General features: G+C 66.6%; 25 protein-coding genes. 10 read left to right on the top strand and 15 right to left on the bottom strand.

Going from position 1 to position 26,271, the window contains the following annotated elements; translation table 11 throughout:
- Nucleotides 1-16: 16 nt before the first annotated feature.
- Nucleotides 17-562, bottom strand: a complete 546-nt coding sequence (locus NEF64_RS05520) for a (2Fe-2S)-binding protein (RefSeq protein ID WP_056406128.1) — start codon at nucleotides 560-562, stop codon at nucleotides 17-19.
- Nucleotides 563-602: 40 nt separating this feature from the next.
- Nucleotides 603-1,364, bottom strand: a complete 762-nt coding sequence (locus NEF64_RS05525) for a class II aldolase/adducin family protein (protein WP_031438880.1) — start codon at nucleotides 1,362-1,364, stop codon at nucleotides 603-605.
- Between the two features lie 172 nt (nucleotides 1,365-1,536).
- Here NEF64_RS05525 and NEF64_RS05530 point away from each other — a divergent pair, with 172 nt between their 5' ends.
- Nucleotides 1,537-2,844, top strand: coding sequence for a sugar MFS transporter (locus tag NEF64_RS05530; RefSeq protein WP_056406129.1), 1,308 nt, complete (start codon nucleotides 1,537-1,539; stop codon nucleotides 2,842-2,844).
- A gap of 79 nt (nucleotides 2,845-2,923) precedes the next feature.
- Here NEF64_RS05530 and NEF64_RS05535 read toward each other — a convergent pair whose 3' ends face one another.
- From NEF64_RS05535 to NEF64_RS05550, 4 genes are all read right to left on the bottom strand, one after another.
- Nucleotides 2,924-4,069, bottom strand: a complete 1,146-nt coding sequence (locus tag NEF64_RS05535) for a CaiB/BaiF CoA transferase family protein (RefSeq protein ID WP_200912169.1) — start codon at nucleotides 4,067-4,069, stop codon at nucleotides 2,924-2,926.
- Nucleotides 4,070-4,205: 136 nt separating this feature from the next.
- On the bottom strand, nucleotides 4,206-5,402 hold the full coding sequence (locus tag NEF64_RS05540; RefSeq protein WP_056406386.1) for an acyl-CoA dehydrogenase: 1,197 nt from the start codon (nucleotides 5,400-5,402) through the stop codon (nucleotides 4,206-4,208).
- Nucleotides 5,403-5,468: 66 nt separating this feature from the next.
- The gene (locus NEF64_RS05545; RefSeq protein WP_156360323.1) at nucleotides 5,469-5,795 is read right to left on the bottom strand and encodes a hypothetical protein; all 327 of its coding nucleotides are present in this window, start codon (nucleotides 5,793-5,795) and stop codon (nucleotides 5,469-5,471) included.
- Nucleotides 5,792-5,980, bottom strand: a complete 189-nt coding sequence (locus tag NEF64_RS05550) for a hypothetical protein (protein WP_056406131.1) — start codon at nucleotides 5,978-5,980, stop codon at nucleotides 5,792-5,794. The genes NEF64_RS05545 and NEF64_RS05550 overlap by 4 nt, the downstream gene beginning before the upstream one ends.
- A gap of 90 nt (nucleotides 5,981-6,070) precedes the next feature.
- Between NEF64_RS05550 and NEF64_RS05555 the strand changes: the two genes are divergently transcribed.
- Nucleotides 6,071-6,703: a S24 family peptidase gene (locus NEF64_RS05555; RefSeq protein WP_056406132.1), complete on the top strand. Its 633-nt coding sequence runs from the start codon at nucleotides 6,071-6,073 to the stop codon at nucleotides 6,701-6,703.
- Here the strand turns inward: NEF64_RS05555 and NEF64_RS05560 are convergent.
- The gene (locus NEF64_RS05560) at nucleotides 6,700-6,867 is read right to left on the bottom strand and encodes a hypothetical protein (RefSeq protein ID WP_167396669.1); all 168 of its coding nucleotides are present in this window, start codon (nucleotides 6,865-6,867) and stop codon (nucleotides 6,700-6,702) included. The two genes, NEF64_RS05555 and NEF64_RS05560, sit on opposite strands and share 4 nt — an antisense overlap.
- 173 nt (nucleotides 6,868-7,040) lie before the next feature.
- Here NEF64_RS05560 and NEF64_RS05565 point away from each other — a divergent pair, with 173 nt between their 5' ends.
- The 3 genes from NEF64_RS05565 to NEF64_RS05575 all read left to right on the top strand — a co-directional run bounded on the left by NEF64_RS05565 (nucleotide 7,041) and on the right by NEF64_RS05575 (nucleotide 15,044).
- A complete protein-coding gene (locus NEF64_RS05565; protein WP_056406134.1) occupies nucleotides 7,041-9,023 on the top strand; it encodes an autotransporter assembly complex protein TamA in 1,983 nt (660 codons plus the stop codon).
- Nucleotides 9,020-13,183 carry a translocation/assembly module TamB domain-containing protein gene (locus NEF64_RS05570; RefSeq protein WP_200912170.1) on the top strand — a complete coding sequence of 1,388 codons (4,164 nt, stop codon included), beginning with the start codon at nucleotides 9,020-9,022 and terminating at the stop codon, nucleotides 13,181-13,183. Before NEF64_RS05565 ends, NEF64_RS05570 begins: the two co-directional genes overlap by 4 nt.
- An 85-nt stretch (nucleotides 13,184-13,268) precedes the next feature.
- Nucleotides 13,269-15,044: an SLC13 family permease gene (locus tag NEF64_RS05575; protein ID WP_056406135.1), complete on the top strand. Its 1,776-nt coding sequence runs from the start codon at nucleotides 13,269-13,271 to the stop codon at nucleotides 15,042-15,044.
- 34 nt (nucleotides 15,045-15,078) lie between these two features.
- On the opposite strand, the gene NEF64_RS05580 is transcribed toward NEF64_RS05575, so the two are convergent.
- Nucleotides 15,079-16,503 carry an aldehyde dehydrogenase family protein gene (locus NEF64_RS05580; RefSeq protein WP_056406390.1) on the bottom strand — a complete coding sequence of 475 codons (1,425 nt, stop codon included), beginning with the start codon at nucleotides 16,501-16,503 and terminating at the stop codon, nucleotides 15,079-15,081.
- A 104-nt stretch (nucleotides 16,504-16,607) separates the two neighbouring features.
- Here NEF64_RS05580 and NEF64_RS05585 point away from each other — a divergent pair, with 104 nt between their 5' ends.
- Nucleotides 16,608-17,573, top strand: a complete 966-nt coding sequence (locus tag NEF64_RS05585) for a quinone oxidoreductase family protein (RefSeq protein WP_056406136.1) — start codon at nucleotides 16,608-16,610, stop codon at nucleotides 17,571-17,573.
- Between the two features lie 256 nt (nucleotides 17,574-17,829).
- Here the strand turns inward: NEF64_RS05585 and glnA are convergent, their stop codons facing one another.
- From glnA to aroQ, 6 genes are all read right to left on the bottom strand, one after another.
- Nucleotides 17,830-19,242, bottom strand: coding sequence for a type I glutamate--ammonia ligase (gene glnA, locus NEF64_RS05590; RefSeq protein ID WP_031394506.1), 1,413 nt, complete (start codon nucleotides 19,240-19,242; stop codon nucleotides 17,830-17,832).
- A gap of 120 nt (nucleotides 19,243-19,362) precedes the next feature.
- Complete coding sequence (locus NEF64_RS05595) at nucleotides 19,363-19,701, bottom strand: P-II family nitrogen regulator (RefSeq protein WP_031394505.1); 339 nt, start codon at nucleotides 19,699-19,701, stop codon at nucleotides 19,363-19,365.
- Between the two features lie 156 nt (nucleotides 19,702-19,857).
- Nucleotides 19,858-20,193, bottom strand: coding sequence for an arsenate reductase family protein (locus NEF64_RS05600; RefSeq protein ID WP_056406137.1), 336 nt, complete (start codon nucleotides 20,191-20,193; stop codon nucleotides 19,858-19,860).
- A gap of 102 nt (nucleotides 20,194-20,295) precedes the next feature.
- Nucleotides 20,296-21,648, bottom strand: coding sequence for an acetyl-CoA carboxylase biotin carboxylase subunit (gene accC, locus NEF64_RS05605; protein WP_031438893.1), 1,353 nt, complete (start codon nucleotides 21,646-21,648; stop codon nucleotides 20,296-20,298).
- Nucleotides 21,648-22,136, bottom strand: coding sequence for an acetyl-CoA carboxylase biotin carboxyl carrier protein (gene accB, locus NEF64_RS05610; RefSeq protein WP_037527677.1), 489 nt, complete (start codon nucleotides 22,134-22,136; stop codon nucleotides 21,648-21,650). Before accB ends, accC begins: the two co-directional genes overlap by 1 nt.
- A 14-nt stretch (nucleotides 22,137-22,150) precedes the next feature.
- Nucleotides 22,151-22,609 carry a type II 3-dehydroquinate dehydratase gene (gene aroQ / locus NEF64_RS05615; RefSeq protein WP_037527679.1) on the bottom strand — a complete coding sequence of 153 codons (459 nt, stop codon included), beginning with the start codon at nucleotides 22,607-22,609 and terminating at the stop codon, nucleotides 22,151-22,153.
- Nucleotides 22,610-22,751: 142 nt separating this feature from the next.
- On the opposite strand from aroQ, the gene thiS reads away from it, so the two are divergent.
- From thiS to NEF64_RS05640, 4 genes are all read left to right on the top strand, one after another.
- Entirely contained in the window at nucleotides 22,752-23,759 is a 1,008-nt protein-coding gene (thiS, locus tag NEF64_RS05625) for a sulfur carrier protein ThiS (protein WP_082446759.1), read from the top strand.
- A gap of 105 nt (nucleotides 23,760-23,864) precedes the next feature.
- Nucleotides 23,865-24,047, top strand: a complete 183-nt coding sequence (locus NEF64_RS05630; protein ID WP_031394577.1) for a CsbD family protein — start codon at nucleotides 23,865-23,867, stop codon at nucleotides 24,045-24,047.
- A gap of 141 nt (nucleotides 24,048-24,188) precedes the next feature.
- A complete protein-coding gene (locus NEF64_RS05635; protein ID WP_056406138.1) occupies nucleotides 24,189-24,851 on the top strand; it encodes an HAD-IA family hydrolase in 663 nt (220 codons plus the stop codon).
- A gap of 115 nt (nucleotides 24,852-24,966) precedes the next feature.
- Nucleotides 24,967-25,122 carry a hypothetical protein gene (locus tag NEF64_RS05640; RefSeq protein ID WP_156360324.1) on the top strand — a complete coding sequence of 52 codons (156 nt, stop codon included), beginning with the start codon at nucleotides 24,967-24,969 and terminating at the stop codon, nucleotides 25,120-25,122.
- A 31-nt stretch (nucleotides 25,123-25,153) separates the two neighbouring features.
- Here the strand turns inward: NEF64_RS05640 and NEF64_RS05645 are convergent, their stop codons facing one another.
- A complete protein-coding gene (locus NEF64_RS05645; RefSeq protein ID WP_056406139.1) occupies nucleotides 25,154-26,224 on the bottom strand; it encodes a PA0069 family radical SAM protein in 1,071 nt (356 codons plus the stop codon).
- Nucleotides 26,225-26,271: the final 47 nt, after the last annotated feature.

Here is a 26,271-nt window from a genome sequence, read left to right on the forward strand (position 1 = left end):
TTCGTGCGCGGGCGCCCTAGCGCGCGGGCGGCGGGACGAGCGCGGGGACGAGCCGTGCGGAATCCGCCGGGTCGATTCCGGGGCGGGGGCCAGCGGGCAGGACCTCCTCGCCGCGGGTTGCGCGGCCCGCGCGCTGGATCGCCTCGACAACGCGCGGATAGACGCCGCAGCGGCACAGATTGGTGATCTGTTCGCGGATCACCGCCTCGCTCGGGTTTGCATCGCGTTTCAGCAGTGCGGCGGCGGCCATGATCATGCCGGGGATGCAGAAGCCGCATTGCGGCACCGCTTCGGCGATGAAGGCGAGCTGCAGCGGGTGGTTGCGTTCGTGCGACAGCCCCTCGATCGTGGTGACATAGCGCCCCTCGATCGACCCGATCGGCACACGGCAGCTGCGCACCGCACGACCGTCGATATCGACCGTGCATGCGCCGCAATGGCCGGTGCCGCAGCCATATTTGGTCCCCGTCAGGTTCGACGCGTCGCGCAGCGCCCAGAGCAGCGGCGTCGCGGGATCGAGCCGATATTCGATCGCCTGGTTGTTGACGGTGAAGCGGGTCATCCCCGCGCGCTAGCCGATCCCCCGGGCGGAGGGGAGGGGGCTATTGCCGCCAGCTCGTGTCGCGCTTGTCGACCAGCCGGACCATCGCCTCGAAATCCGCCTTGCCTGCACCACCGGGCAGCGAGACCTTGCCCAGATCGCGCTGGTGCACCTTGACGACATCGTCGGGGATCAGGATCGGCGTGCCCATCGACGCCGTTGCGACCTGGATCTCGCAGGCGCGCTGCAGCGACCAGTGCTTGATGAACGCCTCGGGCAGCGTCCGGCCCATGACGAGGATGCCGTGATTGCGCAGCAGCATCACGCGCTTGTCGCCGAGATGCTCGATCAGCCGTTCGCCCTCTTCCGACCGGACGGTGACGCCCTCGAAATCATGATAGGCGATCTGGCCGATGAAGTTGCAGGCATAGAAATTGGTCGGCTGAAGCCCGCCCTCGACCGCGCTGACCGCCATGCCCGCGGTGGTATGCGTGTGCATGATGCAATGCGCGTCGGGCAGGTGCTTGTGGAACAGCGCGTGCTGCGTGAAGCCCGCGAGATTGACCGGATAGGGGTTCTGGTCGAGCTTGTTGCCGTCGATGTCGATCTTGACGAGACTCGACGCGGTCACCTCGCTGAAATGCAGCCCGAACGGGTTGATCAGGAACGCGCCGTCCTCGCCGGGGATCTTCAACGTGATGTGGTTGTAGATCATCTCGGACCAGCCGAGCATGTCGAAGACCCGGTAGCAGGCGGCAAGCTGCTGGCGGGCTTCCCATTCCGCGGGTGAAACCGTCGAATTGCGCAGCGCTGCGGTCGCCATTTCATGCTCTCCCTTGTCGCGTTTGCAAACGGCATACCCGAAGCCCGAAAGCGCGGCAATCGACGGGTGGCACGCCGCAGCCGGGCGCGCGAACGCGCCTCTGCCATTGCCACGCGCGGTCGCCCCGGCTTATGCCGCCGCCCAACAAGACCGCGAGAGGGCGCAATTTATCATGCATGTCGACACCCATCACACCGCCGCCGCGGGAGGCGCCGCCGCAGAGGGCGATGCCAATCACGGTTACGACGCCCCCGACCTGCGCGTCTTCGTCTTCGCCCTGTTCTTCATCTTCGGCGGCATCACCTCGCTGAACGACATCATCATCCCGAAGATGAAGGAGCTGTTCACGCTCGACCATGCGACCGCGATGCTGGTCCAGTCGGCCTTCTTCCTCGCCTATGCGCTGTTCTCGATCCCCGCCGCGGCGATCGTGCGCAAGGCGGGTTATATGCGCACCGCCTCGATCGGGCTGGTGACGATGACCGTCGGGTGCCTGTTGTTCATCCCGGCGGCGGGCAAGGCCAGCTTCGAGATGTTCCTGTTCGCGCTGTTCGTGCTGGGCGCGGGCATCACCGTCGTCCAGGTCGTCGCCAACCCGCTAATCTCGGCGCTCGGCGCGCCGAAATCGGCATCGAGCCGGCTGACCTTCGCGCAGGCGTTCAACTCGCTCGGCACGACGATCTTCCCCTATGTCGGTTCCGCGGTCATCCTCGGTGGTCTCGCGACGGTGGATTCATCGACGCTGACCGGCGCCGCGCTTGACGCCTACCGGACCGAATCGTCGCGGACCGTTGTGCACACCTATATCGGCCTCGCGATCGCGCTGCTGATCGTCGCCGCCGTCGTCTGGACGCGGCGCAACCGGCTGAACGAGGAGCAGGAGCAGACGGGCAGCATCCTCCATGCCTTCACGCTGCTCAAGCGCCCGCGCTTCGCGATGGGGACGGCATGTATCTTCCTCTATGTCGGCGCCGAGGTCGCAGTCGGCTCGCTGATCGTCAATTACCTGATGCAGCCGAGCGTGATGGGCCTGAGCGACGTCGCCGCCGGTCAGCATGTGCCCTTCTACTGGGGCGGCGCGCTGATCGGGCGGTTCATCGGGGCCTATGTCCTCAACAAGGTGTCGCCGGGCAAGGTTCTGGCCGGTGTTGCGACGGGAACGCTGGCGCTGATCCTGATCTCGGCGAATACCGAGGGTGCCGTGTCGGGTTGGGCCTTGCTGTCGATCGGGCTGATGAATTCGGTGATGTTCCCGACGATCTTCGCCTTGGCATCCGAAGGCCTTGGCAAGCGTGCGGCCGAGGGGTCGGGCGTGATCGCCACGGCGATCGTCGGCGGCGCGATCATACCCTATTTCACGGGCGTGCTCGCGGATTCCTCGGGCAGCCTGCACTTCGCGCTGCTGCTGCCGGCGATCTGCTACGCGCTGATTCTCGCTTATGGACTTTATGCACGCAAGCCGGCGGTGACGGCCGCCTGACCCCTTTCGTCATCCTGGGCTCGACCCAGGATCCAGAGCCAGGAACGCTAGCGCAACTGGCTCTGGATCCTGACTTTCGTCAGGATGACGGGTGTCTTGGCAGCATCGGTGCCGCACGACCGGTCGCGAGATCGGCATCCGAGAAGCGGATCGGCGTACGGAGACCCGGCACGCTCGATCCATCCGGACGCACGACGTCGATCGCCATGCCGCGCGCGATCACGTGCGGATCGTCGAACGCCTGCGCGACGGTGTTGATCGGCCCGGCGGGGACGCCGACCGCCTCCAGCCGCGCGAGCAGCTCGAGTTTAGGCACCAGTGACGTCGCCGCCTCGATCGTCGCGAACAAGATGTCCTTGAAGGCGAGCCGCCCGGCATTGGTCGCGAACCGCGGATCGTCGCGCATTTCGGGCAAGCCCATGGCATCGCAGAACCGCCGGAACTGGCCGTCATTCCCGACCGCGAGGATGAACCACCCGTCGCTCGTCGGGAAGACGGCATAGGGGCACACGTTCATGTGCGCGTTGCCGACCCGCGTCGGCGAGACTCCGCTCGCAAACCAGTTCATCGCCTGATTTGCGAGCACCCCGGTCATCGTATCGAGCAGCGCCATGTCGATCTGCTGCCCCCGACCGGTCCGCTCGCGCATCGCGAGCGCCGCCTGGATCGCGATCACCGAATACAGCCCGGTCATGATGTCGGCAAAGGCCACGCCGATCTTTTGCGGCGCCCCATCGGGCTCGCCGGTAAGATCCATGATCCCGCTCATGCCCTGGACGATGAAGTCATAGCCCGCGCGCGGTGCGTAGGGGCCGTCCTGGCCGAAGCCGGTGATCGAGCAATAGACGAGCCGCGGATTGATCGCGGCGAGCGTCGGATAGTCGAGGCCGTATCTGGCGAGCCCGCCGACCTTGAAATTCTCGATCACGACATCGGCGTCGGCGATCAGCGCACGAACCGCAGCCTGTCCCTCGGGTGTCGTGAAGTCCGCGACGACCGAGCGCTTGCCGCGGTTGGCGGCGTGGAAATAGGCTGCGTCGCGGGTGCCGTCGGGGTTGTCGATGAACGGCGGGCCCCATGTCCGGGTGTCGTCGCCCGCCGGGCTCTCGACCTTGGTCACGTCGGCGCCGAGATCGGCGAGTACCTGGCCCGCCCAGGGGCCGGCGAGGATGCGGGCGAGTTCGACGACCTTGAGGCCGGCGAGGGGTGTAGGTTTGCCTTCCACGATTAAATCACCACCCCGGCGGAGGCCGGGGCCCAGTTGGAAAGGTTGTAGTAACGACACGCAGCATCAGCCAAGGCGCGTTCCCCAACTGGGCCCCGACCTTCGCCGGGGTGGCAAGCAAGCACGTGGCCTATCACTAGAACGCTGCAATACCCGTGATCGCGCGGCCGAGGATCAGCGCGTGGACGTCGTGTGCGCCCTCATAGGTGTTCACCGTCTCGAGGTTCATCATGTGACGCATCACCTGATATTCCCCCGAAATGCCGTTGCCGCCGTGCATGTCCCGGCTCATCCGCGCGATGTCGAGCGCCTTGCCGACATTGTTGCGCTTGACGATCGAGACCATCTCGGGCGCGAACCGCCCCTCGTCCATCAGCCGCCCGACGCGGAGTGACGCCTGAAGCCCGAGCGCGATCTCGGTCTCCATGTCGGCGAGCTTCTTCTGATAGAGCTGCCGCCCGGCGAGCGGCGTGCCGAACTGGTTGCGATCGAGGCCATATTGCCGCGCGGCGTGGAAGCAGAACTCCGCCGCACCGAGCGCCCCCCACGAAATCCCGTAGCGCGCACGGTTGAGACAGCCGAACGGCCCCTTCAGCCCCTGGACGTCGGGAAGCAGCGCCTCCTCGCCGACCTCGACCTCGTCCATCAGGATCATGCCGGTGATCGACGCACGCAGCGACAGCTTGCCCTCGATCTTGGGCGTCTCTAGCCCCTTCATCCCGCGTTCCAGGATGAAGCCGCGGATGCCGCCGCCATGCTCGTCGGACTTGGCCCAGACCACGAACACGTCGGCGATCGGCGAGTTAGAGATCCAGGTCTTGGCGCCCGAGATGACATAGCCGTTGGCGGTCTTCTTCGCGCGCGTCGTCATGCCGCCGGGGTCCGAACCCGCATCGGGCTCGGTCAGTCCGAAGCACCCGATGAACTCGCCGGTCGCGAGCTTCGGCAGATATTTGCGCTTCTGTGCTTCGGAGCCGAACGCATTGATCGGGTACATCACCAGGCTCGACTGGACCGACATCATCGAGCGATAACCCGAGTCGATCCGCTCGACCTCGCGCGCGACCAGGCCGTACGCGACATAGGAGGCACCGACGCCGCCATATTCTTCCGGAATGGTCGGCCCAAGCAGGCCGAGATCGCCCATTTCGCGGAAAATCGCGGGATCGGTATGTTCGTGCTGGAACGCGTCGATGATCCGCGGCGCGAGCTTGTCCTCGGCATAGGCGCGCGCGGTGTCGCGAATCATGCGTTCGTCTTCGCTCAGCTGGTCGTCGAGCAGGAACGGATCCGCCCATTCGAACTTGCCCATTCCGGCGCCGGTGCCTGCCATCGTCATCTCCTTCATTGGCCGCCGACTTCGTGTTTCCAGGGCCGAAAGTCCAGCCCCAAGGCATGGCTATGCGTCGATCAGCGTCAACGCCGCGATGGTGACACGCAGCCGCGACCCGACCTGCTCCACCGCGTCGATCGCGAGATCGGCGAGGATGTGCCCCCGTAGCGGCAGCTCGGCATCGGGCAGGGCGGCAAGCCAGGATCGAAAACCGGGTATGGGATCCGCCAGGATGACCAGATGATGTAGCTCGCCCGAGAAGGTCGCGCTTGCCCACGGGCGCGAAACCGTCTCGATCACCTCGAATGGCGTGCCCGATGCTGCGGCACTGGCGTGAAGTGCGCGGATCAACCGCGTCGCGACATCGGGGCCGCGCAGGGGGTCCATCCTCACGACCGGCCGCGCCCGGACGTGTTCGCGATGAACGCCTCGATCCGCGCGACCAGTCCCGCGCGTGGCTGGCGACCGCGTCTGAGATCCGCGACGAGCCGGGAATCATTCACCGAACGCCGTCCGAAGGTGGCCGCCCCCATGTCGGTCTGCCGCAGATATCGGTTGATCTTGACCAGTACGGACATCGTTTGCTCCTCGTGATTCCCTGTCTATGTTCACGATCTGTTCCTTGAAATCTAACTTGTCTAGGATTTTTCCTGCGCTATGGTCTCGCCATGTCCGATCCCGATCCCCGAGCAGCGCTGGCACGGCTCGCGGCTGCGCGCGGGGACAGTCTGGCGGCCCTGTCGGCAATGCTGGGACGCAACGCGGCCTATCTGCAGCAGTATGTGAAGCGCGGGTCGCCACGACGATTGGCGGAGGACGATCGCCGGCTGCTCGCGCAGTATCTCGGCGTCGAGGACCATGTGCTCGGTGGGAGCGGGGGGAAGACGGGGAAGAGTCCCACCGGATTCCAGATCGCCCGGCTGGCGGTGCAGGCGTCGGCCGGGCCGGGTGCGCTGGTCGATGACGAGGTGTTGCTGGGCACCGACGTGATCGACCCGGCACTGGCGCGGCGGCTCGGGCTGCGCGACGGGCAGGCGGCGATCATCCGGGTCCGGGGAACATCGATGGAGCCCGGCCTGCAGGACGGCGATCACATCATCGTCAATATGGCGACCACGGTGCCGGGCGCGCGCGGGCGGCTCTACGTCATCCGGGTCGATGGCCTGACGATGGTCAAGCGCGTCGCGCTGCGGGACGGGACGCTCAGCGTGTCGAGCGACAATCCTGCCGCGCCGCCGGTACCCGACGGCCCGGTCGACATTGTCGGCCGCGTCGTCTGGCAGATGCGCGAACCCGCCTAGCGGCGGTCGCGAATCCAGACGAGGAGCGCGGCGGCGACGCCGATCGCGGTGCCGATCAGGAGGCCGGGCGTGGCCTGGCCGATCGCAAATCCGACCCCGGCACCGCCAAGGATGCCGAGTGCGATCAGGAAGCCGCCAGCAGCGGTCGGACGTTTGTCAGCCATGTCCCGCACCTGCCACGTCGCGCGCGCGGACGCCAGTGCCGGCTGCCGACGCGGACGATGCACCGCGCAACGCGCTGATTGTCCGGCAGGATATTTCGATGTCATGACGAAACGTGGCGAAAATGCGTCACGAACGACTGTCGCGGGGGGCCAAGCCCGGCTAGGAGGCGAGCATGGTGTACCGCTTCGGGTGGGTCGGGATCGGTACGGCCACCGCCGTCCTTGTCGTGCCGATGCTGACGGCGCCCCCCCGCGCCGCCGCCCAGACACGCGTATCCACGCCGCAGGAGGGCGCTGCGGCTGCGGACGCGCCGGTGTCGCTCGATCCGATGTCGCCGCTCGCGCCGCTGCCGGATATCGGCGTCGCCTGGCCCGATCTTGCCGCCGCCACCGATGATCCGGTCACCGTCGCGACCAACACCGATGCGACGACCGAGACGCGCTATTCGTGGCGGCTGGAAGGGATCGACTCGATCGAGAACGCGCTGCTGAAACAGCGGTTTGACCAGCTCTCGACGCTCAACGCGAACGACGGCGAGGTCGCCAACGCAGCGCAGCTCGATCGCCGTGCGCGCGAGGACGGCGACCTGCTCAACAGCCTTTTGCGCGCCGAGGGCTATTATGACGCGCGCGTCACCACCCGGGTCGAGCCGGGGCAGAAGCCGCTGGTGATCGTCTCGGCCGAGCCCGGCACGCGCTACACCTTCACGGGCGTGACGATCGACGGTCTTGCGGCGGCGGGGGACAAGGCGCCCGCGCTGGCCCAGGCCTTCGGCATCAAGCCTGCCGACCCGGTCAATTCGGACGCGATCGTCGCGGGCGAGGCGAAGCTGACGACTCAGATCGGGCGCGAGGGCTTTCCGTTCGCCAAGGTCGGCGATCCGGCGATCGTGGTGGACCATGCGACACGCACCGCCACGCTCGACCTGTCGATCGTCCCGGGCGGCCAGAAGCGCTTTGGCCGGATCGTCGCGCTGCCCGGTAACCGCGTGTTCGATGCAGACCATGTGCAGGAAATCGCGCGGTTTTCCCCCGGTCAGCCCTATGATGCGGGCGAGCTGGACGATCTGCGCCGGGCGCTCGTCCAGACCAGCCTGGTGTCGTCGGTCGAGGTCAGGCCGATTCCCGGCAGCACCGCCGACAGCGTCGATATCGGCGTAAAGCTCGACCGCGCGCCGCCGCGCACGGTCGCGGGCGAGCTTGGTTATGGCACGGGCGAGGGCGCACGCGCCGAGGTCAGCTGGACGCATCGCAACCTGTTTCCGCCCGAAGGCGCGCTCACGCTGCGCAGCGTCATCGGGACGCAGGAGCAGCTTGGCGCGATCGTCTATCGCCGCAACAACTTTCATGCGCGCGACCGCGTGCTGACCGCGCAGGTCTCCGCGGTGCATATCAACCGCGATGCCTATGAGGCCAAGACCTTCACGCTGGCCGGCAGCATCGAACGCCAGACGAACATCTTCTTCCAGAAGACCTGGACCTGGTCGCTCGGCGCGGAGCTGATCGCGTCGGACGAACGCGACGTGATCGTGTCGACCGGCGACCCGCGACGCCGCACCTTCTTCATCGGCGCGCTGCCGACCACGCTGAATTATGACGGATCGGATGACCTGCTCAACCCGACGCGCGGGTTCCGGCTCGGTGGGCGGTTGAGCCCGGAGGCGTCGTTCCAGGGATCGGTGTTCGGCTATGCCCGGACGCAGATCGACGCGAGCGTGTACCGGACGGTCAGCGACGGGATCGTGCTGGCGGGGCGGACCCGGCTCGGTACGATCGTCGGCGCGCCGCGCGACCAGGTGGCACCGTCGCGGCGTTTCTATGCCGGCGGCGGCGCGTCGATACGCGGCTATGGCTATCAGTCGATCGGTCCGCGCGATCCGAACAACGATCCGATCGGCGGTCGCAGCCTGACCGAATTCTCGATCGAGGCGCGGATCAAGGCGTTCGGCAATTTCGGGGTCGTGCCGTTCCTCGATGCGGGCAACATCTACACGTCGCCGCTGCCCAAATTCACCGGTCTGCAATATGGCACGGGGATCGGGGTGCGCTATTATTCGAACTTCGGCCCGATCCGATTCGATGTCGGGACGCCGATCAACCCGCAACCGGGCGACAGCCGGATCGCGGTCTATGTATCGCTGGGACAAGCGTTTTGACCGACGCCGCGACCGAGACGACGGAGCCGGGCCGGCCTGTGCCACGGCGCCGCTGGTGGCGCTGGCTTGCGGCGGCATTCTTGGCCCTGGTGGCGATCCTCGGTGCCGCGCTGCTGATCGTCGATACCGATATCGGCCACCGCTATGTCGCCAATCGGGTCGGCGCGATCCGTGCGGCCAACGGGCTGCGTTTCACGATCGGGCGGATCGACGGGTCGCTCTATGGCGATACGCGGCTGACCGATCTGCGCGTCTATGATCTCGACGGGCTCGTGTTCCAGGCACCGCGCGTCGCGCTCGACTGGTCGCCCACCCGCTGGTTTTCGAACCGGCTCGAAATCCGCCGGCTCGCGATCGATCGCGCGACGCTGTTCTACGTCCCGCGCACGCGACCGTCGAAGAGGCGCACGCCGATCCTGCCGGATTTCGATATCCGGATCGGGCGGCTCACGGTCGGACGCCTGCTGCTCGACACCCGCGTGCTCGGCACCGCCCGCGTCGCGCGGCTCGACGGCCGTGCCGATATCCGCTCGGGACGCGCGCTCGTCGATGTGAATGCACTGGTCGCGGGTAGCGACCGGCTCAAGCTGCGGATCGATGCGGAGCCAGCGCGCGACCGGTTCGATCTGGACGTAGCGGCGCGCGGGGCGGCGAACGGGGTGCTCGCCCGGATGATCGGCGCCCGGAGCAACGTCGCGCTCGTCGTCACCGGTGACGGCCGCTGGGCACGCTGGACGGGCCGCGCACAGGGTAATGTCGGCACGGCACGCGCGGTCGATCTCGCGCTTTCACAGGCGAGCGGACGCTATACGCTGTCGGGAACGCTCGCCCCCTCGGGGCTGCTCAGCGGACGGCTCGCAGCGCTCACGACGCCGCGGGTTCTGGTCAATGGCGCCGCGACGTTCGTCGAACGCCGGCTCGACGGGCGGCTGTCGCTGCGGTCGCCGGCGCTCTCGCTCGACACGACGGGTATCGTCGATCTCGGCGCGAACGCATTTCGCAACTTTCGCGTGAAGGCGCGGCTGCTGCGGCCGACGGCGCTGATCGGGACGATGGGGGGCAGCGGCATCGAACTGCGCGCCATTCTCGGCGGTGCCTTCGCGACCGCCAGCTTCGACTACCGCCTCGATGCGGCACGGCTGGCCTTCGACAAGACCGGATTCGATCGCGTGCGGATCGCTGGCAAAGGGCGATTGTCTGCAGCGCCGGTCACCGTCCCGATCCGCGTCACCGCCGCCCGCGTGACCGGGGTCGGCGATGTCGCCGGGGGGATCCTGCGCAACCTGTCGGTCGATGGGCGGCTGCGGATCACGCCTGCGCTGTTGACCGGTGACGACCTCGTGCTGCGCTCCGACAAGCTCAACGGACGGATCGGCATCAGGGTCGATCTGCGCACCGGGCGGTTCGACGTCGGGGTGAATGGCCGGCTCGGTCGCTATCTGATCCCGGGGCTGGGGATCGTCGACGTCACGTCGACGCTGCGCGTCGTTCCGGGGCCGAACGGCAAGGGGACGCGGGTGATCGGGCAGGGCGCCGCGCGGGTGCTGCGGCTCGACAACGCCTTCTTCCGCAGTCTCGCAGGCGGTCTGCCGCGGCTCACCGCCAATCTCGAACGGACGACGGACGGAGTCCTGCATTTCAACACCCTCGTCCTCGTCGCGCCGCAGATCCGGTTGAGCGGCAGCGGCTACCGGCGGCGCGACGGCAGTTTCCGGTTCGAGGGCGGTGGACGCCAGCAAAACTACGGGCCGGTCACGCTGACGCTGGACGGCAGGATCGAGCGGCCGACGCTCGACCTCGTCCTCGCCAGCCCCAGTCCGGCCCTGGGGCTGACCAACGTGCGGGCGCATCTCGATCCGACCGCGCAGGGCTATGCTTTTGCCGCTGCGGGTGGCTCGCGGCTTGGCCCCTTTACCGCGGGCGGGACGCTTCTCCTGCCGCGCGGCGCGGGTGCCACGATCGCGATCGCCGCGCTGGATGTCAGCGGGACCCGCGCGACGGGGACGCTCGCGATCGTCGATGGCGGCTTCAACGGGCGGCTCGCGGTGGCGGGCGGCGGTCTGGCGGGTGAACTGCTTTTCCGGCCGGTCGGCGAGAATCAGCGCGTCGAGGCGCATCTCGATGCGCGCGCGGGGACGCTCGCCGGCTGGACTTTGCGGCGTGGTCATATGGACCTCGTCACGATCCTCGACCCTGCGGGCACCTCGATCGAGGCGACCGCGACCGGCGCAGGCTTGCAACGCGGCGCGCTCAGCATCGGGCGGCTGGCGGGCAGCGCGTCGCTGCGCGGCGGGGTGGGGCAGATCAAGGCGTCGATCGCCGGGTCGCGAGGACGCGCGTTCGATATCGAGAGCGTGACCGACGTGACCGCGGACAGCTATCGCATCGCTGCGCAGGGCACGCTCGACCGGCGACCGCTCCGGCTGTTGAGCCCTGCGATCGTGACCCGCGACGGCGATGGCTGGCGCCTCGCACCGACGCGTCTGAGCTTCTCGGGGGGCGAGGCGGCGGTCGGCGGACGCTTCACCGGATCGACCAGCGCGATCGACGCGAGCATGACGCGGATGCCGCTGGCCATCCTCGATATCGGCTATCCGGGACTCGGGCTTGGCGGTCTGGCATCGGGGACGTTCAGCGTCGCGACGAGCGGCGGGAACCCGCCGACGGGCAAGGCGGACGTGACGATCCGTGGCCTCAGCCGTGCGGGGCTCGTGCTGTCGTCGCGGCCGATCGATGTCGGGGTCGCAGCGCTTCTGTCGCCCGACAAGCTCGGCCTGCGTGCGGTGATCGCCTCGGGTGGCAAGACGATCGGGCGCGCACAGGCGCAGCTCGCACCGCTCGGTGAGGGCGACCTCGCCACGCGGATCGCGCGCGCGCGGCTGTTCGGACAGCTGCGCTACAGCGGGCCTGCGGACACGCTGTGGCGGCTGACGGGGGTCGAGCTGTTCGACCTGTCGGGACCGGTCGCGATCGGGGCGGACGTCGTCGGTACGCTCGAAGCGCCGGTAATCCGCGGCGTCGTCCGTGCAACGAACGCCCGCATCGAAAGCGGCACGACGGGGACGATCCTGTCGAACGTCCAGGCCAGCGGCCGGTTCGGCGGCTCGCGCCTGGTGATCGACCGTTTCGCAGCGGACGCGGGCAAGGGCGGCCGTGTGACGGGGGTTGGCCAGTTTGATTTCGCGGCCAGGAACGGGCTCGGCATCGACCTGCGGCTTCAGGCCGCGAACGCTGTGATGATCAACCGCGACGATATCGGCGCGACCGTGACGGGGCCGCTGACGTTCACGTCGGACGGGATAGGCGGCGTGATCGCAGGCGACGTGGTGATGAACAAGAGTCGCTACCGGCTAGGTCAGGCGACCGCGGCGAGCGCGGTGCCGCAGCTCAACATCCGGGAGATCAACCTGCCCGAGGGCGGGGAGGAAAAGGCTGCGCCGACGCGCCCCTGGACGCTGGCGATCAAGGCCCGCGCGCCGAACCAGGTCATGGTCAGCGGACTGGGGCTGACGAGCGAATGGTCCGCCAATCTGCAGATCGCCGGCGAACCGCAGAACCCCGCGATCACGGGACGTGCGACGCTGATCCGTGGCGATTACGAATTTGCCGGGCGCGAATTCGAACTGGCGCGCGGCGTCATCCGGTTCGATGGCGGCGTCCCCGCCAATCCCGCGCTCGACATCGAGGCGAATGCGGACTCGACCGGGCTTAACGCCTCGATCCGCGTCACGGGCTATGCGCTCAAGCCCGAGATCGGGTTCACCAGCACGCCTGCGCTGCCGCAGGACGAGCTGCTCTCGCGCCTGCTGTTCGGGACGTCGATTACCAACCTGTCCGCGCCCGAGGCCCTGCAGCTCGCGGCGGCGGTGGCGGCGTTGCAGGACGGCGGCAACGGGATCAACCCAATCAACGCAGTGCGGCGTGCAGCGGGTCTCGACCGGTTGCGCATCCTGCCTGCCGATCCGCAGACGGGGCAGGGCACGTCGATCGCCGCGGGCAAATATGTGACGCGGCGGCTCTATGCGGAAATCGTCACCGACGGCCAGGGCTATAGCGCGACGCAGGTCGAGTTCCAGGTCACCCGCTGGCTGTCGCTGCTGTCGAGCATCTCCACGCTTGGCAGGCAGAGTGCGAACGTCCGCATTTCCAAAGACTATTGAACCGGCGGCAAACGCCGGAGGAACCCTTGTCGTGGGAACCAGCGCTTTCGGCCATGGTTGATCGGCAGTCACATATCGAGGCCAGATGACCCTTCCCCAATCCCTTTCGATCGCCACGCTCATCGGCATGATGATGCTCTTCATCTGGGGACGGTTTCGCTACGACGTCACAGCGATCCTGGCGTTGCTCGCGAGCATCGCGCTCGGGATCGTCAGTCCGAAGGACGCTTTCAAGGGCTTTTCCGACGACATCGTGATCATCGTCGGTTCGGCGCTCGTCATCTCGGCGGCGGTCCAGCGCTCGGGGGTGATCGAGCTCGCGCTGGCGAAGCTCGCAAAGCGGGTCACGCGGGTGCGGTCGCAGCTCGTCGTGCTGACAGCGTCGGTGGGGTTCTCGTCTGCGTTGGTCAAGAATATCGGCGCGCTGGCGATGCTGATGCCCGCCGCGTTCCAGATGGCCAAGAAGAACAACACCTCGCCATCGGTGTTCCTGATGCCGATGGCGACCGCGTCGCTGCTCGGCGGTCTCATCACGCTCGTCGGCACCTCGCCCAACATCATCGTCAGCCGCGTCCGCGAGCAGATGACCGGGCACCCCTTCGGGATGTTCGACTATGCGCCGGTCGGCCTCGGCCTGACGGTGATGGGGCTGATCTATCTGCGTTTCGCCTATCGGCTGCTGCCGCGCGACCGGCGGGCTGCGCCAACGATGGGCGAAGCGCTCGATATCAAAGGATATATCACCGAAGCCGCAATCCCCGAGACGTCCCCCGCGGTCGACGAGTCGGTCGAGGATTTTCTCGCACGGCACGACGGCGAGGTGTCGATCACGCGGATCCTGCGCGCGGGCATGCGCAGCGCGCCGAACGAGCATACGCACCTGAGGGCGGGCGACGTACTGATCCTCGGCGGCGAACCCGATGCGCTCGAACGCGTGATCGCGCGCGACCGGCTGAAGCTCGAAGGCGAGGACCGCGAAAAGGCGGATCAGGCGGATGACGATGAAGTTGGCGTGATCGAGGCGGTCGTCAATGTCGGTTCGCCGCTGGCGGGCCGGACCGCGGCGCGGCTTGCGCTGCAGGCGCGGTTCGGGGTCAATCTGATCGCGATCTCGCGACAGGGCGAGCATCTGTCGCGCAGGCTGGCGAATATCGAGCTGCGCGCGGGCGACGTGCTGGTGCTGCAGGGGCCGCTCGAACAGCTACCCGGCAAGCTGCGTGACTTGGGCTGCCTGCCGCTGGCACAGCGCGAAATGCGGCTTGGCGTGTCGAAGCGCAGCTGGCTGCCGATCGGGATCCTCGGCGTCGCGATGGGCGCGACGGCGATGGGCTTCGTGCCCGTCGCGGTGGCGTTCTTCGCGGCGGCGGGGCTGATCATGGCGACCGGCGTGCTGCCGGTGCGCGAGGCCTATGACCATGTCGAATGGCCAATCCTGATCATGCTTGGAGCGTTGATCCCGGTCAGCGACTCGCTTCGCACCACCGGCGCGTCGGATGTCATCGCGACCTGGCTGTCCGCGACCGCATCGACGCTGCCGCCCTGGGGCGCGGTCGCGCTGATCCTGGCGGCAGCGATGGCGGTGACGCCGTTCCTGAACAATGCCGCGACCGTGCTGGTGATGGCGCCGATCGCAGCGACGTTTGCGGGCGATCTCGGCTATCGGCCCGAGGCGTTTCTGATGGCGACCGCGGTCGGGGCAGGGTGCGACTTCCTCACGCCGATCGGTCATCAGTGCAACACGCTGGTCATGGGGCCGGGCGGCTACAAGTTCAGCGATTACGCCCGGCTCGGCGCGCCACTGTCGCTGCTGGTGCTGCTGGTCGGCACGCCGCTGATCGTCGCGGTCTGGCCGATGCACTGAGCCCCCTCCCGCGGGGGAGGGGGCGTCGGCGGCATCAGCCGGGCAGGCCCACCACCGTCTTCACTTCCATGAAGTCGGTCAGCCCGTAGCGGCCATTCTCGCGGCCATTGCCCGATTGCTTGTAGCCGCCGAACGGCGCGCCGATGTCGGGGCTCCACGAGTTGATCGTGACCAGCCCCGCACGCAGCTTTGGCGCGACCTTCGCGGCGGCGGCGGGGTCACCGGAGATCGTCGCAGAGAGGCCGTATTCGGTTGCGTTGGCGATGCGGATGCCCTCATTCTGGTCGGCATAGGCGGTGATCGTCGCGACCGGGCCGAACGTCTCCTCCTGCGCGATCCGCATGTCGGGGCGGACATCGGTGAACAAGGTCGGCTGGATGTAATAGCCCGCGTTGCGCCCGTCAGGACGCCCCACGCCGCCGGTCACCAGCGTCGCACCCTCGTCGATCGCCGACTGAATCAGCCCCTGGATCTTGTCGAATTGCGCCTTGTTGACGACGGGGCCGATATGCTGGCCCATCTCGGCGGGGTCGCCGACCCTGGTCTGCTCCATCATCGACTTCACGATCGCGGTGGCCTCGGCGACCTGGCTGGCATGGACCAGCAGCCGCGTCGGCGCGATGCAGCTCTGCCCCGAATTGGCGAGCACGCCCGCCACCGTCGGCGGCAGCACGCTGGCGAGATCGGCGCCCTCGAGCACGAGGTTCGCTGCCTTGCCGCCCAGCTCCTGATGGACGCGCTTGACCGTCGGTGCGGCGGCCTGCGCCACCGCGATGCCCGCGCGGGTCGAGCCGGTGAAGCTGACCATGTCGATGTCGCGGTGGCTCGACAGGGCGACACCGACGCCGGGGCCATCGCCGTTGACGAGGTTGAACACCCCCGCCGGGACGCCCGCGGCGTCCATGATCTCGGCGAGGATGATCGCGCAGGAGGGCGCCTCCTCGGACGGCTTCAGGATCATCGTGTCGCCTGCCGCCAACGCTGGCGCGACCTTCGCGCAGATCTGGTTGAGCGGCCAGTTCCAGGGCGTGATCATCGCGACGACGCCGAGCGGTTCGTGCACGACGGTCGCCTTGCCGATGACTTCGGAGAATTGGAACGCCGCCAGCGCCTTGGCGGTCGCGGAGAAATGCGCGAGGCCGGTCGGCGCCTGTGCCATCGATGCGAGCGCCATCGGTGCGCCCATTTCCTGCGACATCGCCTTGGCCAGATCGGGCATGCGCGCCTTGTACTCGGTCATGATCCGACCGAGCACGTCGAGCCGCTCCTGAACGCTTGTCTGGCTCCAGCTTTCGAACGCGGCGCGGGCGGCGGCGACCGCCTTGTCGACATCGGCCGCGGTGCCGAGCGTGATCTCGGTGCAGGGCTGTTCGGTCGAGGGATCGATGACCTGGTGAATCCGGCCGCCGTCGCTGTCGACCCAGGCGCCGTCGATATACTGCTTCAGATAGCTCTTCATCATGCCTCTCCGCATCGTGTTTTGCAGAGGAATGGGCGTCGGGCGGATCGGTTGCAACCCGAAACGCGGAGCCTAGTTAGGGTCATGACCAACAGGAGACGGGCATGGCACGCGTAGCGACAATCAGGACGACCGGTGGCCCCGAGGTGATCCAGTGGGACGACGTCGAACTGCCCGCGCCGGGCAAGGGCGAGGTGTGGATGCGCAACACCGCAGTCGGGCTGAACTATATCGACACCTATCACCGCAGCGGTGTCTATCCGGTAGCATTGCCCTCCGGGCTCGGCAGCGAGGCGGTTGGCGTGGTGATGAAGGTGGGCGAGGGGGTGACGGGCTTTGCCGCGGGCGACCGCGTCGGCACCTTCGGACCCACGCGCGGGGCCTACGCCACCGAGCGCAACGTGCCCGCGGGCGAGCTTTTCCACCTGCCCGACACGCTCGACGACCGCACCGCGGCGGCGATTCTGCTGAAGGGCTGCACCGCGGAGTTCCTCATAGAACGCTGCGCACGGGTCGAGGCGGGGCAGACGGTCCTTGTTCATGCCGCTGCGGGCGGGGTCGGGCATATCCTCGTCGGCTGGCTGAAGGCGATCGGCGCGACCGTGATCGCCAGCGTCGGGAGCGAGGCGAAGGCCGAGCGGACGCGCAAGGCGGGGGCTGACCATGTCATCCTCCACAGATCCGAGGACATCGCGGCGCGGGTGCGCGAGATCACCGGCGGGAAGGGCGTGCCCGTGGTGCTCGACGGCGTCGGTGGCGCAACGTGGGCGGCGTCGCTCGACAGCGCGGCGAAGCGCGGGCTGATCGTTAGCTTCGGCAATGCAGGCGGCGTGGTCGATGGCGTCAATCTCGGCGTACTGGCGGCCAAGGGATCGCTGTTCGTGACGCGCCCGACGCTGTTCGATTATGCCGAGCACCGGCAGGCGATGGTCGACCGGGTGTTCGCGATGCTCGCGCAGGGCGCGTTCAAGCCGGAGATCGGCCAGACCTTCGCGCTGGAGGATGCGGCAGATGCGCACCGGGCGCTCGAGGCAGGGGAGACGTTCGGGAGTAGCGTGCTGCTGGCCTGAGCGCGCCGCAGCCATGTTCTCCCGCGAAGGCGGGAGGCCAGACTGGGACGCCGCCTTCGCGGGGACACAGGGTCTGGATGTATCGTGCAGTTTGAGCCTCCCCGGTCGGTGGAGTTTGCAGAGCACGTCAACGGAAAAAGGGCGCCCGCATTGCTCCGGGCGCCCTTTTCTCTGTCAGCGCCGTGGCGAAGCCACGTCGTCGGTCGTCGCTATAGGCGACGCCGGCCGACAGCGGCTACGCTGCCGGCACGGCAGATTAGCCGCTGTAGTACATGTCATACTCGACCGGGCTCGGCGTCATTTCCCAACGCGCGACTTCGGCACGCTTGATCTCGACATAGCTCTCGATCTGGTCCTTCGAGAACACGTCACCCTTCAGCAGGAAGTCGTGATCGGCGAGCAGGCAGTCGAGCGCCTCGCGGAGAGACCCCGCGACGGTCGGAACCTGGGCGAGTTCTGCGGGCGGCAGGTCGTACAGGTTCTTGTCCATCGCTTCGCCCGGATGGATCTTGTTCAGGATGCCGTCCATGCCCGCCATCATCAGCGCCGCATAAGCGAGATACGGGTTGGCCAGCGCATCGGGGAAGCGCACTTCGACGCGCTTCGCCTTGGGGCCGGTGCCGTACGGAATGCGGCACGAGGCCGAGCGGTTGCGCGCCGAATAGGCGAGCAGCACGGGCGCTTCGTAGCCGGGGACGAGGCGCTTGTAGCTGTTGGTCGTCGGGTTGGTGAACGCGTTGACCGCCTTGGCATGCTTGATGATGCCGCCGATGAAATACAGGCACATGTCGCTGAGGCCCGCATAGCCATTGCCCGCGAACAGCGGGGTCTTGCCATCCCAGATCGAGAAGTGCGTGTGCATCCCCGAGCCGTTGTCCTCCTTGATCGGCTTGGGCATGAACGTCGCCGTCTTGCCGTATGCGTGCGCGACCTGGTGGACGACGTACTTGTAGATCTGCATGCGATCCGCGGTCTGCGTCAGCGTGCCGAAGGTCAGGCCCAGCTCATGCTGTGCAGCCGCGACCTCGTGGTGATGCTTGTCGCACGGCAGGCCCATCTCGATCATCGTCGAGACCATCTCGCCGCGGATGTCGACGGCGCTGTCGACCGGCGCGACCGGGAAATAGCCACCCTTGGCGCGTGGACGGTGGCCGAGATTGCCACCCTCATATTCGCGGCCCGAATTGCCCGGCAGCTCGATGTCGTCGATCTTGTAATAGCTGGTCGAATAGCTGTTCTCAAAGCGGACGTCGTCGAACATGAAGAATTCGGCTTCGGGGCCGACATAGACGGTGTCGCCGACGCCGGTGGTCAGCAGATACGCCTCGGCGCGCTTGGCGGTCGAGCGCGGATCGCGGGCGTAGAGCTCGCCGGTCGACGGATCGGCGATGTCGCAGATCAGGATCATCATCGGCGTCGCCGAGAACGGATCGACATAGACCGCGTCGAGATCGGGCTTGAGCGTCATGTCGCTCTCGTTGATCGCCTTCCAGCCCTCGATCGACGAGCCGTCGAACATCAGGCCGTCGGTCAGCTCGTCTTCGCCGATCAGGCTGGCGACCATCGTCAGATGCTGCCACTTTCCCTTGGGATCGGTGAAGCGCAGATCGACCCACTCGATCTCCTGGTCCTTGATCATCTTCAGGACGTCGTTGGCCGAATTTGCCATGATGCTAAGCCCTCTTTGCTCGATAGGTCGGCAGATATGCCGGAAATGATAGTGCGGCGCAGCGTGCTAATTCCACAGATTGTTGCGCCGCGTCAAATGAAGTCGGTGTCAGTTAAGCCGTTAAATCGCGTCGTCGTCGCGCTCGCCGGTGCGGATACGCAGCGCGCTTTCGACGGGAATGACGAAGATCTTGCCGTCGCCAATCCGGCCGGTCTGCGCGGCCGCGGCGATCGCCTCGACGACGCGCTGTGCCAGACCATCCGCGACGACGACCTCGAGTTTCACCTTGGGCAGGAAGTCGACGACATATTCGGCGCCACGATACAGTTCGGTATGGCCCTTCTGCCGGCCGAAGCCCTTGGCCTCGGTCACGGTGATGCCGCTCACGCCGATCTCGTGCAGCGCTTCCTTCACCTCATCAAGCTTGAACGGCTTGATGATGGCTTCGATCTTTTTCACAGGTACGCCCCCGATTGTCGTTGAAACCAACGCCCTACAGGGCGCCTTGCACCAAACGTGCCAGTTGTCGCCACCTCGGGCAACGACCGATTCACCCGTAAACCCTGCTCGAAAATACAGCATCCGGAAGGGATGTGCACGATGCGGGGGCAGCGATCACAGAATTTCGTGAAGCCGCGCGATGGGCCGTCCGAGGCGGACGCCCTTTTCGGTTTCGACCAGCGGGCGCTCGATCAGCAGCGGATCGATCATCATCGCGTCGAGGATCGCCTCGGCGTCGCCGTGCTTGATCGCCTTCGCGCCACCCTCTGCCATGCGCAGACCCTGGCGCGGCGTCATGCCTGCGCGCTCGTAGAGACGGACGAGTTCGGCGCGCGACGGGGGAGTCTTCAGATATTCGACGATCGTGACGTCCGCACCGGCCTCTTGCAGCAGCGCGAGCGCCTCGCGCGACTTGGAGCATTTCGGATTGTGGTAGATCGTCGCCTTCACGAATGCTCCGTCGTCGTTGGACTAGCCTCGGCCAGACCATGTGTCCCGCCCGGTTCTTGTTCTCCCGCCTTCGCGGGAGAACATTCTAAGTGGCAGGAGCGCTTACGCCCCCTGCTTGGCGAGCCACTCTTCCAGCCACTTGATCGTGTACGCGCCCTCCTGGAACTCAGGATCGTCGAGCAGTGCACGGTGCAGGGGAATCGTCGTCGTGACGCCCTCGATCACCATCTCCTCGAGCGCACGCCGCAACCGCCGTAGCGCGCCCTGACGCGTCGCGCCGTAGACGATCAGCTTGGCGACCATCGAGTCGTAATAAGGCGGCACACGGTAGCCGGCATAGAGCCCGCTATCGACGCGGACATGCATCCCGCCCGGCGCATGATAGAGCTTCACCAGACCCGGCGACGGCGCGAAGGTGCGCGGATCCTCGGCATTGATGCGGCATTCGATCGCATGGCCGCGGAACTGCACGTCTTCCTGGCGCAGCGTCAGCGGATGCCCCTCGGCGATACGGATCTGTTCGCGCACCAGGTCGAGGCCGGTGATCATCTCGGTCACCGGATGCTCGACCTGAAGCCGGGTGTTCATCTCGATGAAGTAGAATTCACCCGCTTCCCACAGGAACTCGATCGTCCCCGCGCCGCGATAGCCCATGTCGGCCATCGCCTTGGCAACGATGCCGCCCATCCGCTCGCGCTCTTCCGCGGTGATGATCGGCGAGGGGGCTTCCTCGAGCACCTTCTGGTGGCGGCGCTGGAGCGAACAGTCGCGCTCGCCGAGATGGATCGCGTTGCCCTCGCCGTCACCGAAGATCTGGAATTCGATATGCCGCGGATTGCCGAGGTATTTTTCCATGTAGACGGTGGCATCACCGAACGCGGCCTTCGCCTCGCTGCCGGCCTGCTGCATCTGCGTTTCGAGGTCTTCGGCGTCGGTGACGACCTTCATCCCGCGACCGCCGCCGCCGGAGGCCGCCTTGATGATCACCGGATAGCCGATCTCGTCGGCGATCCGCTTGGCCTCGGCGATGTCGCTGATCGCGCCGTCCGAGCCGGGGACGAGCGGCAGCCCGAGCGCGCCTGCGGTACGCTTGGCCTGGACCTTGTCGCCCATCGTGCGGATATGCTCGGGCTTGGGCCCGACGAACAGGATGTTGTGCAGCTCGACGATCTCGGCGAACTGCGCGTTCTCGCTGAGAAAGCCGTAGCCCGGATGGATCGCATCCGCGCCGCTGATCTCGGCGGCGGAGATGATGTTGGGGATGTTCAGATAGCTGTCGGTCGCCGACGGCGGTCCGATGCAGATCGCCTCGTCCGCGAGCCGCACGTGCATCGCGTCGGCGTCGGCGGTCGAATGGACCGCCACCGTCTTGATGCCCATCTCATGGCAGGCACGGTGGATCCGCAGCGCGATCTCGCCGCGGTTCGCAATGAGCAGCTTCTTGATTTGCTTCATTATTCGACCACGACCAGCGGCTGGTCGAATTCGACCGGCTGGCCGTTCTCGACGAGGATCGCGGTGACGGTGCCGGCCGAGGGCGCGACGATCGTGTTCATCACCTTCATCGCCTCGATGATCAGCAGCGTGTCACCCGCATTGACCTTCTGGCCGACGGTAGAGAACGGCTTCGCCTCGGGGTTGGCAGCGAGATAGACGGTGCCGACCATCGGCGACTTGACCGCGCTTGCGCTGATCGCCGGGGCAGACGCGCCGACCTCGGCCTGCGGGATCGCCAGTGGTGCGGAGACGGCGGGCGCCGCAGGGGCGGGGGCATAGTGCGCGACGGGTGCGGCCTGCGCTGCCTTGCGTGCGACGCGGATGCGGCGCGAGCCGTCCTCGACTTCGATCTCGGTCAGCTGCGTGGTGTCGAGCAGTTCGGCGAGCTGGCGCACCAGGGTCACATCGACCTGCATTGCGCCTGTTGTTTCTGGTGTATCGGTCATGGCGGGGCCTCCTGTCAGAACCGTGCGACGGCTTCAAGCGCGAGCAGATACGAAAGCGCGCCGAAACCCGCGATCGTGCCCTTCGCCGCCTGTCCGACCAGGCTGATGTGCCTGAACGATTCGCGTGCATGGGGATTGGAAAGATGAACCTCGATCACCGGCGTCTTCACGCCCTTGATCGCGTCATGGACCGCGACCGAGGTATGAGTGAACGCGCCGGCATTGAGGATGACGGCCTTCGCGCCGCGCGCCTGCGCCTCCTGGATCCAGTCGACGAGGTGCCCTTCGTGATTCGACTGGCGCATGTCGATTGTCAGGTCGAGCTCGCGCGCGCGATCCTCGAGCTGGCCGGCGATGTCGTCGAGCGTCTCGTCGCCGTAAATCTCCGGCTCGCGCGTCCCCAGCAGGTTGAGGTTAGGGCCGTTCAGGACGAAGATTGTCGCGGGGACGGTGGCAGGGACTGTCGCGGGCAAAGGCTGCTCCTGGTTGCAGGGGCGGCAAACCACCCTCTATATGCACCCCCCTTACCCGTTCGTGTCGAGCGAAGTCGAGACATGAGACCGGCAGCGGACGGGTGGTTTCCCGACTTCGGTCGAAACGAACGGAAAACTCTGCATGCCCCACTCCGACGGCACCGTCTCGATCACCGTGAACGGCGAGCACAAGCGTGTTTCCACCGGCCTCAGCCTTGCAGGGCTCGCGACAGAGCTGGGCCTCATCCCCGAAAAGATCGCAGTCGAACGCAATATGGAGGTGGTGCCGCGCTCGACGCTGGCGGACGTGATGGTCGAGGATGGCGACGACCTCGAGATCGTGCACTTCGTCGGCGGCGGCGATCATGCCGCGGCGATCGACACCGACAGCTGGACGGTCGCCGGCCGCACCTTCCGCTCGCGACTGATCGTCGGCACCGGCAAGTACAAGGATTTCGCGCAGAACGCCGCCGCGGTCGAGGCCTCGGGGGCGGAGATCGTCACCGTCGCGGTGCGTCGCGTCAACGTGTCGGATCGCAATGCGCCGATGCTGACCGACTTCATCGATCCGAAGAAGATCACGTACCTGCCCAACACCGCGGGCTGCTTCGACGCCGAATCGGCGATCCGGACGCTGCGGCTGGCACGCGAGGCGGGCGGCTGGGACTTGGTGAAGCTCGAAGTGCTGGGGGAGGCGAAGACGCTCTACCCCGACATGGTCGAGACGCTGCGCGCAACCGAGATCCTGGCGAACGAGGGCTTCAAGCCGATGGTCTATTGCGTCGACGATCCGATCGCCACCAAGCGGTTGGAGAATGCGGGCGCGGTCGCGATCATGCCGCTGGGCGCGCCGATCGGCTCGGGTCTGGGTATCCAGAACCGCGTGACGATCAGGCTGATCGTCGAGGGGGCAGGGGTGCCCGTGCTCGTCGATGCGGGCGTCGGCACGGCATCGGATGCGGCGGTGGCGATGGAGCTTGGCTGCGACGGCGTGCTGATGAACACCGCGATCGCCGAGGCGAAGGATCCGCTGATGATGGCGGCGGCGATGAAATCCGCGGTCGAATCGGGGCGGCTTGCCTATCGCGCGGGGCGGATGGGGCAGCGACGTTATGCCGATCCCTCGAGCCCGCTTGCCGGCCTGATCTGAGCGCATGACGCAAACGTCACGGAACCCTCGATAAAGACGGCCGTTATAGTCTCACAAGTTCAGAGCGGTACGATTGGCGTATCGCACAACATAGTGGAGGCTCTCATGGGCGAATTCACCGATAAGGTCGCAGCCGCAGGCAACAAGGTCGCAGGCAACGTCAAGGAAGCCGTAGGCAAGGCGACCGACAACGACCGTATGGTCGCAGAGGGCGAAGCACAGCAGGCCAAGGGTACTGCGCAGAACGTCAAGGGCAGCGTCAAGGGCGCACTCGGCGACGACATCTAAGCTTAGGCTTGATGACAGAAATATGGCCGCTTCGGGAAACCGGAGCGGCCTTTTCTTTGGCGTCGCCGTCGCGCGCTGCGCGGGACCTGGTAATGGTGTCGCTGCCGACCAGGACAGCCAAATGACCAAGCGAGATACTCCATGACCCTGCCGACCCGCAGCTACGCCGCCTTTCTGTTCGATATGGATGGCACGATCCTGACGTCGATCGCATCTGCCGAGCGGACCTGGACGGCATGGGCGATCGCGCACGGCCTGGATGTCGCGACGTTCCTGCCTACCATTCACGGCGTTCAGTCGGTCGAGACGGTTCGGCGGCTTGGTCTGCCCGGCGTCGACCCGGTCGTCGAAGCGGCTGCGATCACTGCCGCCGAGATGGAGGATGTCGGGGACATTACCCCGATCCGTGGTGCGGCTGATTTCCTCGCGACACTGCCGGCTGGGCGCTGGACGATCGTGACCTCGGCACCGCGCGCGCTGGCCGAGCGGCGTCTTGCCGCCGCGGGTCTGGCGATCCCGGCGCAGTTCATCGCGGCCGAGGACGTCGCAAACGGCAAGCCCGCGCCCGACTGTTTCCTGCTGGCCGCCGAGCGTCTGGGTGTACCGGCATCCGACTGTCTTGTCTTCGAGGATGCACCGGCAGGTATTGCGGCAGCCGATGCCGCGGGATCCGATGTCGTCGTCATCACGGCAACGCATGGCCGCGACCACCGCGTGGACGCAGCGCGGCATGCTATCGTGGATTATGACGGTGTTGAGCTTACGGCCGAGGGTCCTGGTCGCTGGCGGCTTGGCCGCGAATAAGGGCTGGATCATGACATCGTCGATCCGGCCGCATGACGGGTAACTATCCGAGATTGATCTGTTTTCGACGCATTATGGATATACACTGGTAATGAGTTGAGCGCAGGATCGGCGGATGGAATTTCCGGTGCGACCAGCCAAGCTCGAACGCTTCATGGACGACCAGGCCGTACTCGCGCGCATCGCACCGAACCCCGCGGTCGCGCAGATGCACCGCGACCTCGAACGATATTATCGCGAGCAACTGGATCAGGCGCTGCGCCTGATCTGATCGCAGGGGCCGTAACCGGCCCGGGCCTGGATCAGAATAACTCCCCCTGCGGCCCCTGTGGCGCGCGGAACAGGTCACACCGCAGTCCGACCCGTTCCGCGTTCAACCCGTGCTTGCGCACGGCAATGTCGAACCTCGTCTTCAGCAGGTCCGCCCAGGGCCCTTGCCCCTTCATCCGGCTGCCGAATCCCGGATCATTGTCGCGTCCGCCGCGGATCGACTGGATCGTCGCCATGACCTTGCTGGCGCGATCGGGAAAATGCGCGTCCAGCCATGCCCGGAACAGCGGCGCGACCTCCCAGGGCAGCCGGACCGGGATGAAGAAAGCAAAACGCGCACCGGCCTGCGCGGCGCGCGCGATCAGATGCTCGATTTCGTGATCGGTGATCGCAGGGATCACCGGCGCGATCGAGACATAGACCGGCACGCCCGCCGCCGCGAGCGCGCTGACCGCCGCAAGCCGTCGCTCGGGATGCGGCGCGCGGGGTTCGAGCGTTGCCGCGATCTTCGGATCGAGCGAGGTGATCGACATCGCGACCGCGGCCAGACCCTTTGCCGCCATCGGGGCGAGCAGGTCGAGATCGCGGATGACGCGATCCGACTTGGTCGTGATGGTCAGCGGGTGGTTGGTCTCGGCCAGCACCTCGATGATGCCGCGTGTGATCCGCCAGTCGGCTTCGATCGGCTGATAGGGATCGGTGTTGGTTCCCAGCGCCATCGGCCGCGCGCTGTACCCCGGTTTCGCCAGCTCGGACCGGAGCAGCGCGGCGGCGTCGGGCTTGGCGAACAGCCGGCTTTCGAAATCGAGCCCGGGCGACAGATCGTGAAACGCGTGGCTCGGCCTGGCAAAGCAGTAGATGCAGCCATGCTCGCAGCCGCGATAGGGATTGATCGAGCGGTCGAAGGGGATGTCGGGTGACGCATTGCGACTGATGATCGTCCTGGCCCGCTCGACCGTGACGGTCGTCCGTAATCGGGGTGCAGCACCGTCGATCGCATCGCGCGCATCAAGCCAGTCGCCGTCCGCTTCGGTCTGCGGAAGGTTGAAGCGCGTGCTTTCGCCGTTCAGCGTCGCGCCGCGTACCGGGCGGGGTCTGGTCATGCCCGATCCTAGCATCGGGCGAAGAACGAAGAAAGAACAAACGGGCG

The organism is Sphingomonas aerolata, assembly GCF_023935825.1.
Classification (GTDB): domain Bacteria; phylum Pseudomonadota; class Alphaproteobacteria; order Sphingomonadales; family Sphingomonadaceae; genus Sphingomonas; species Sphingomonas aerolata.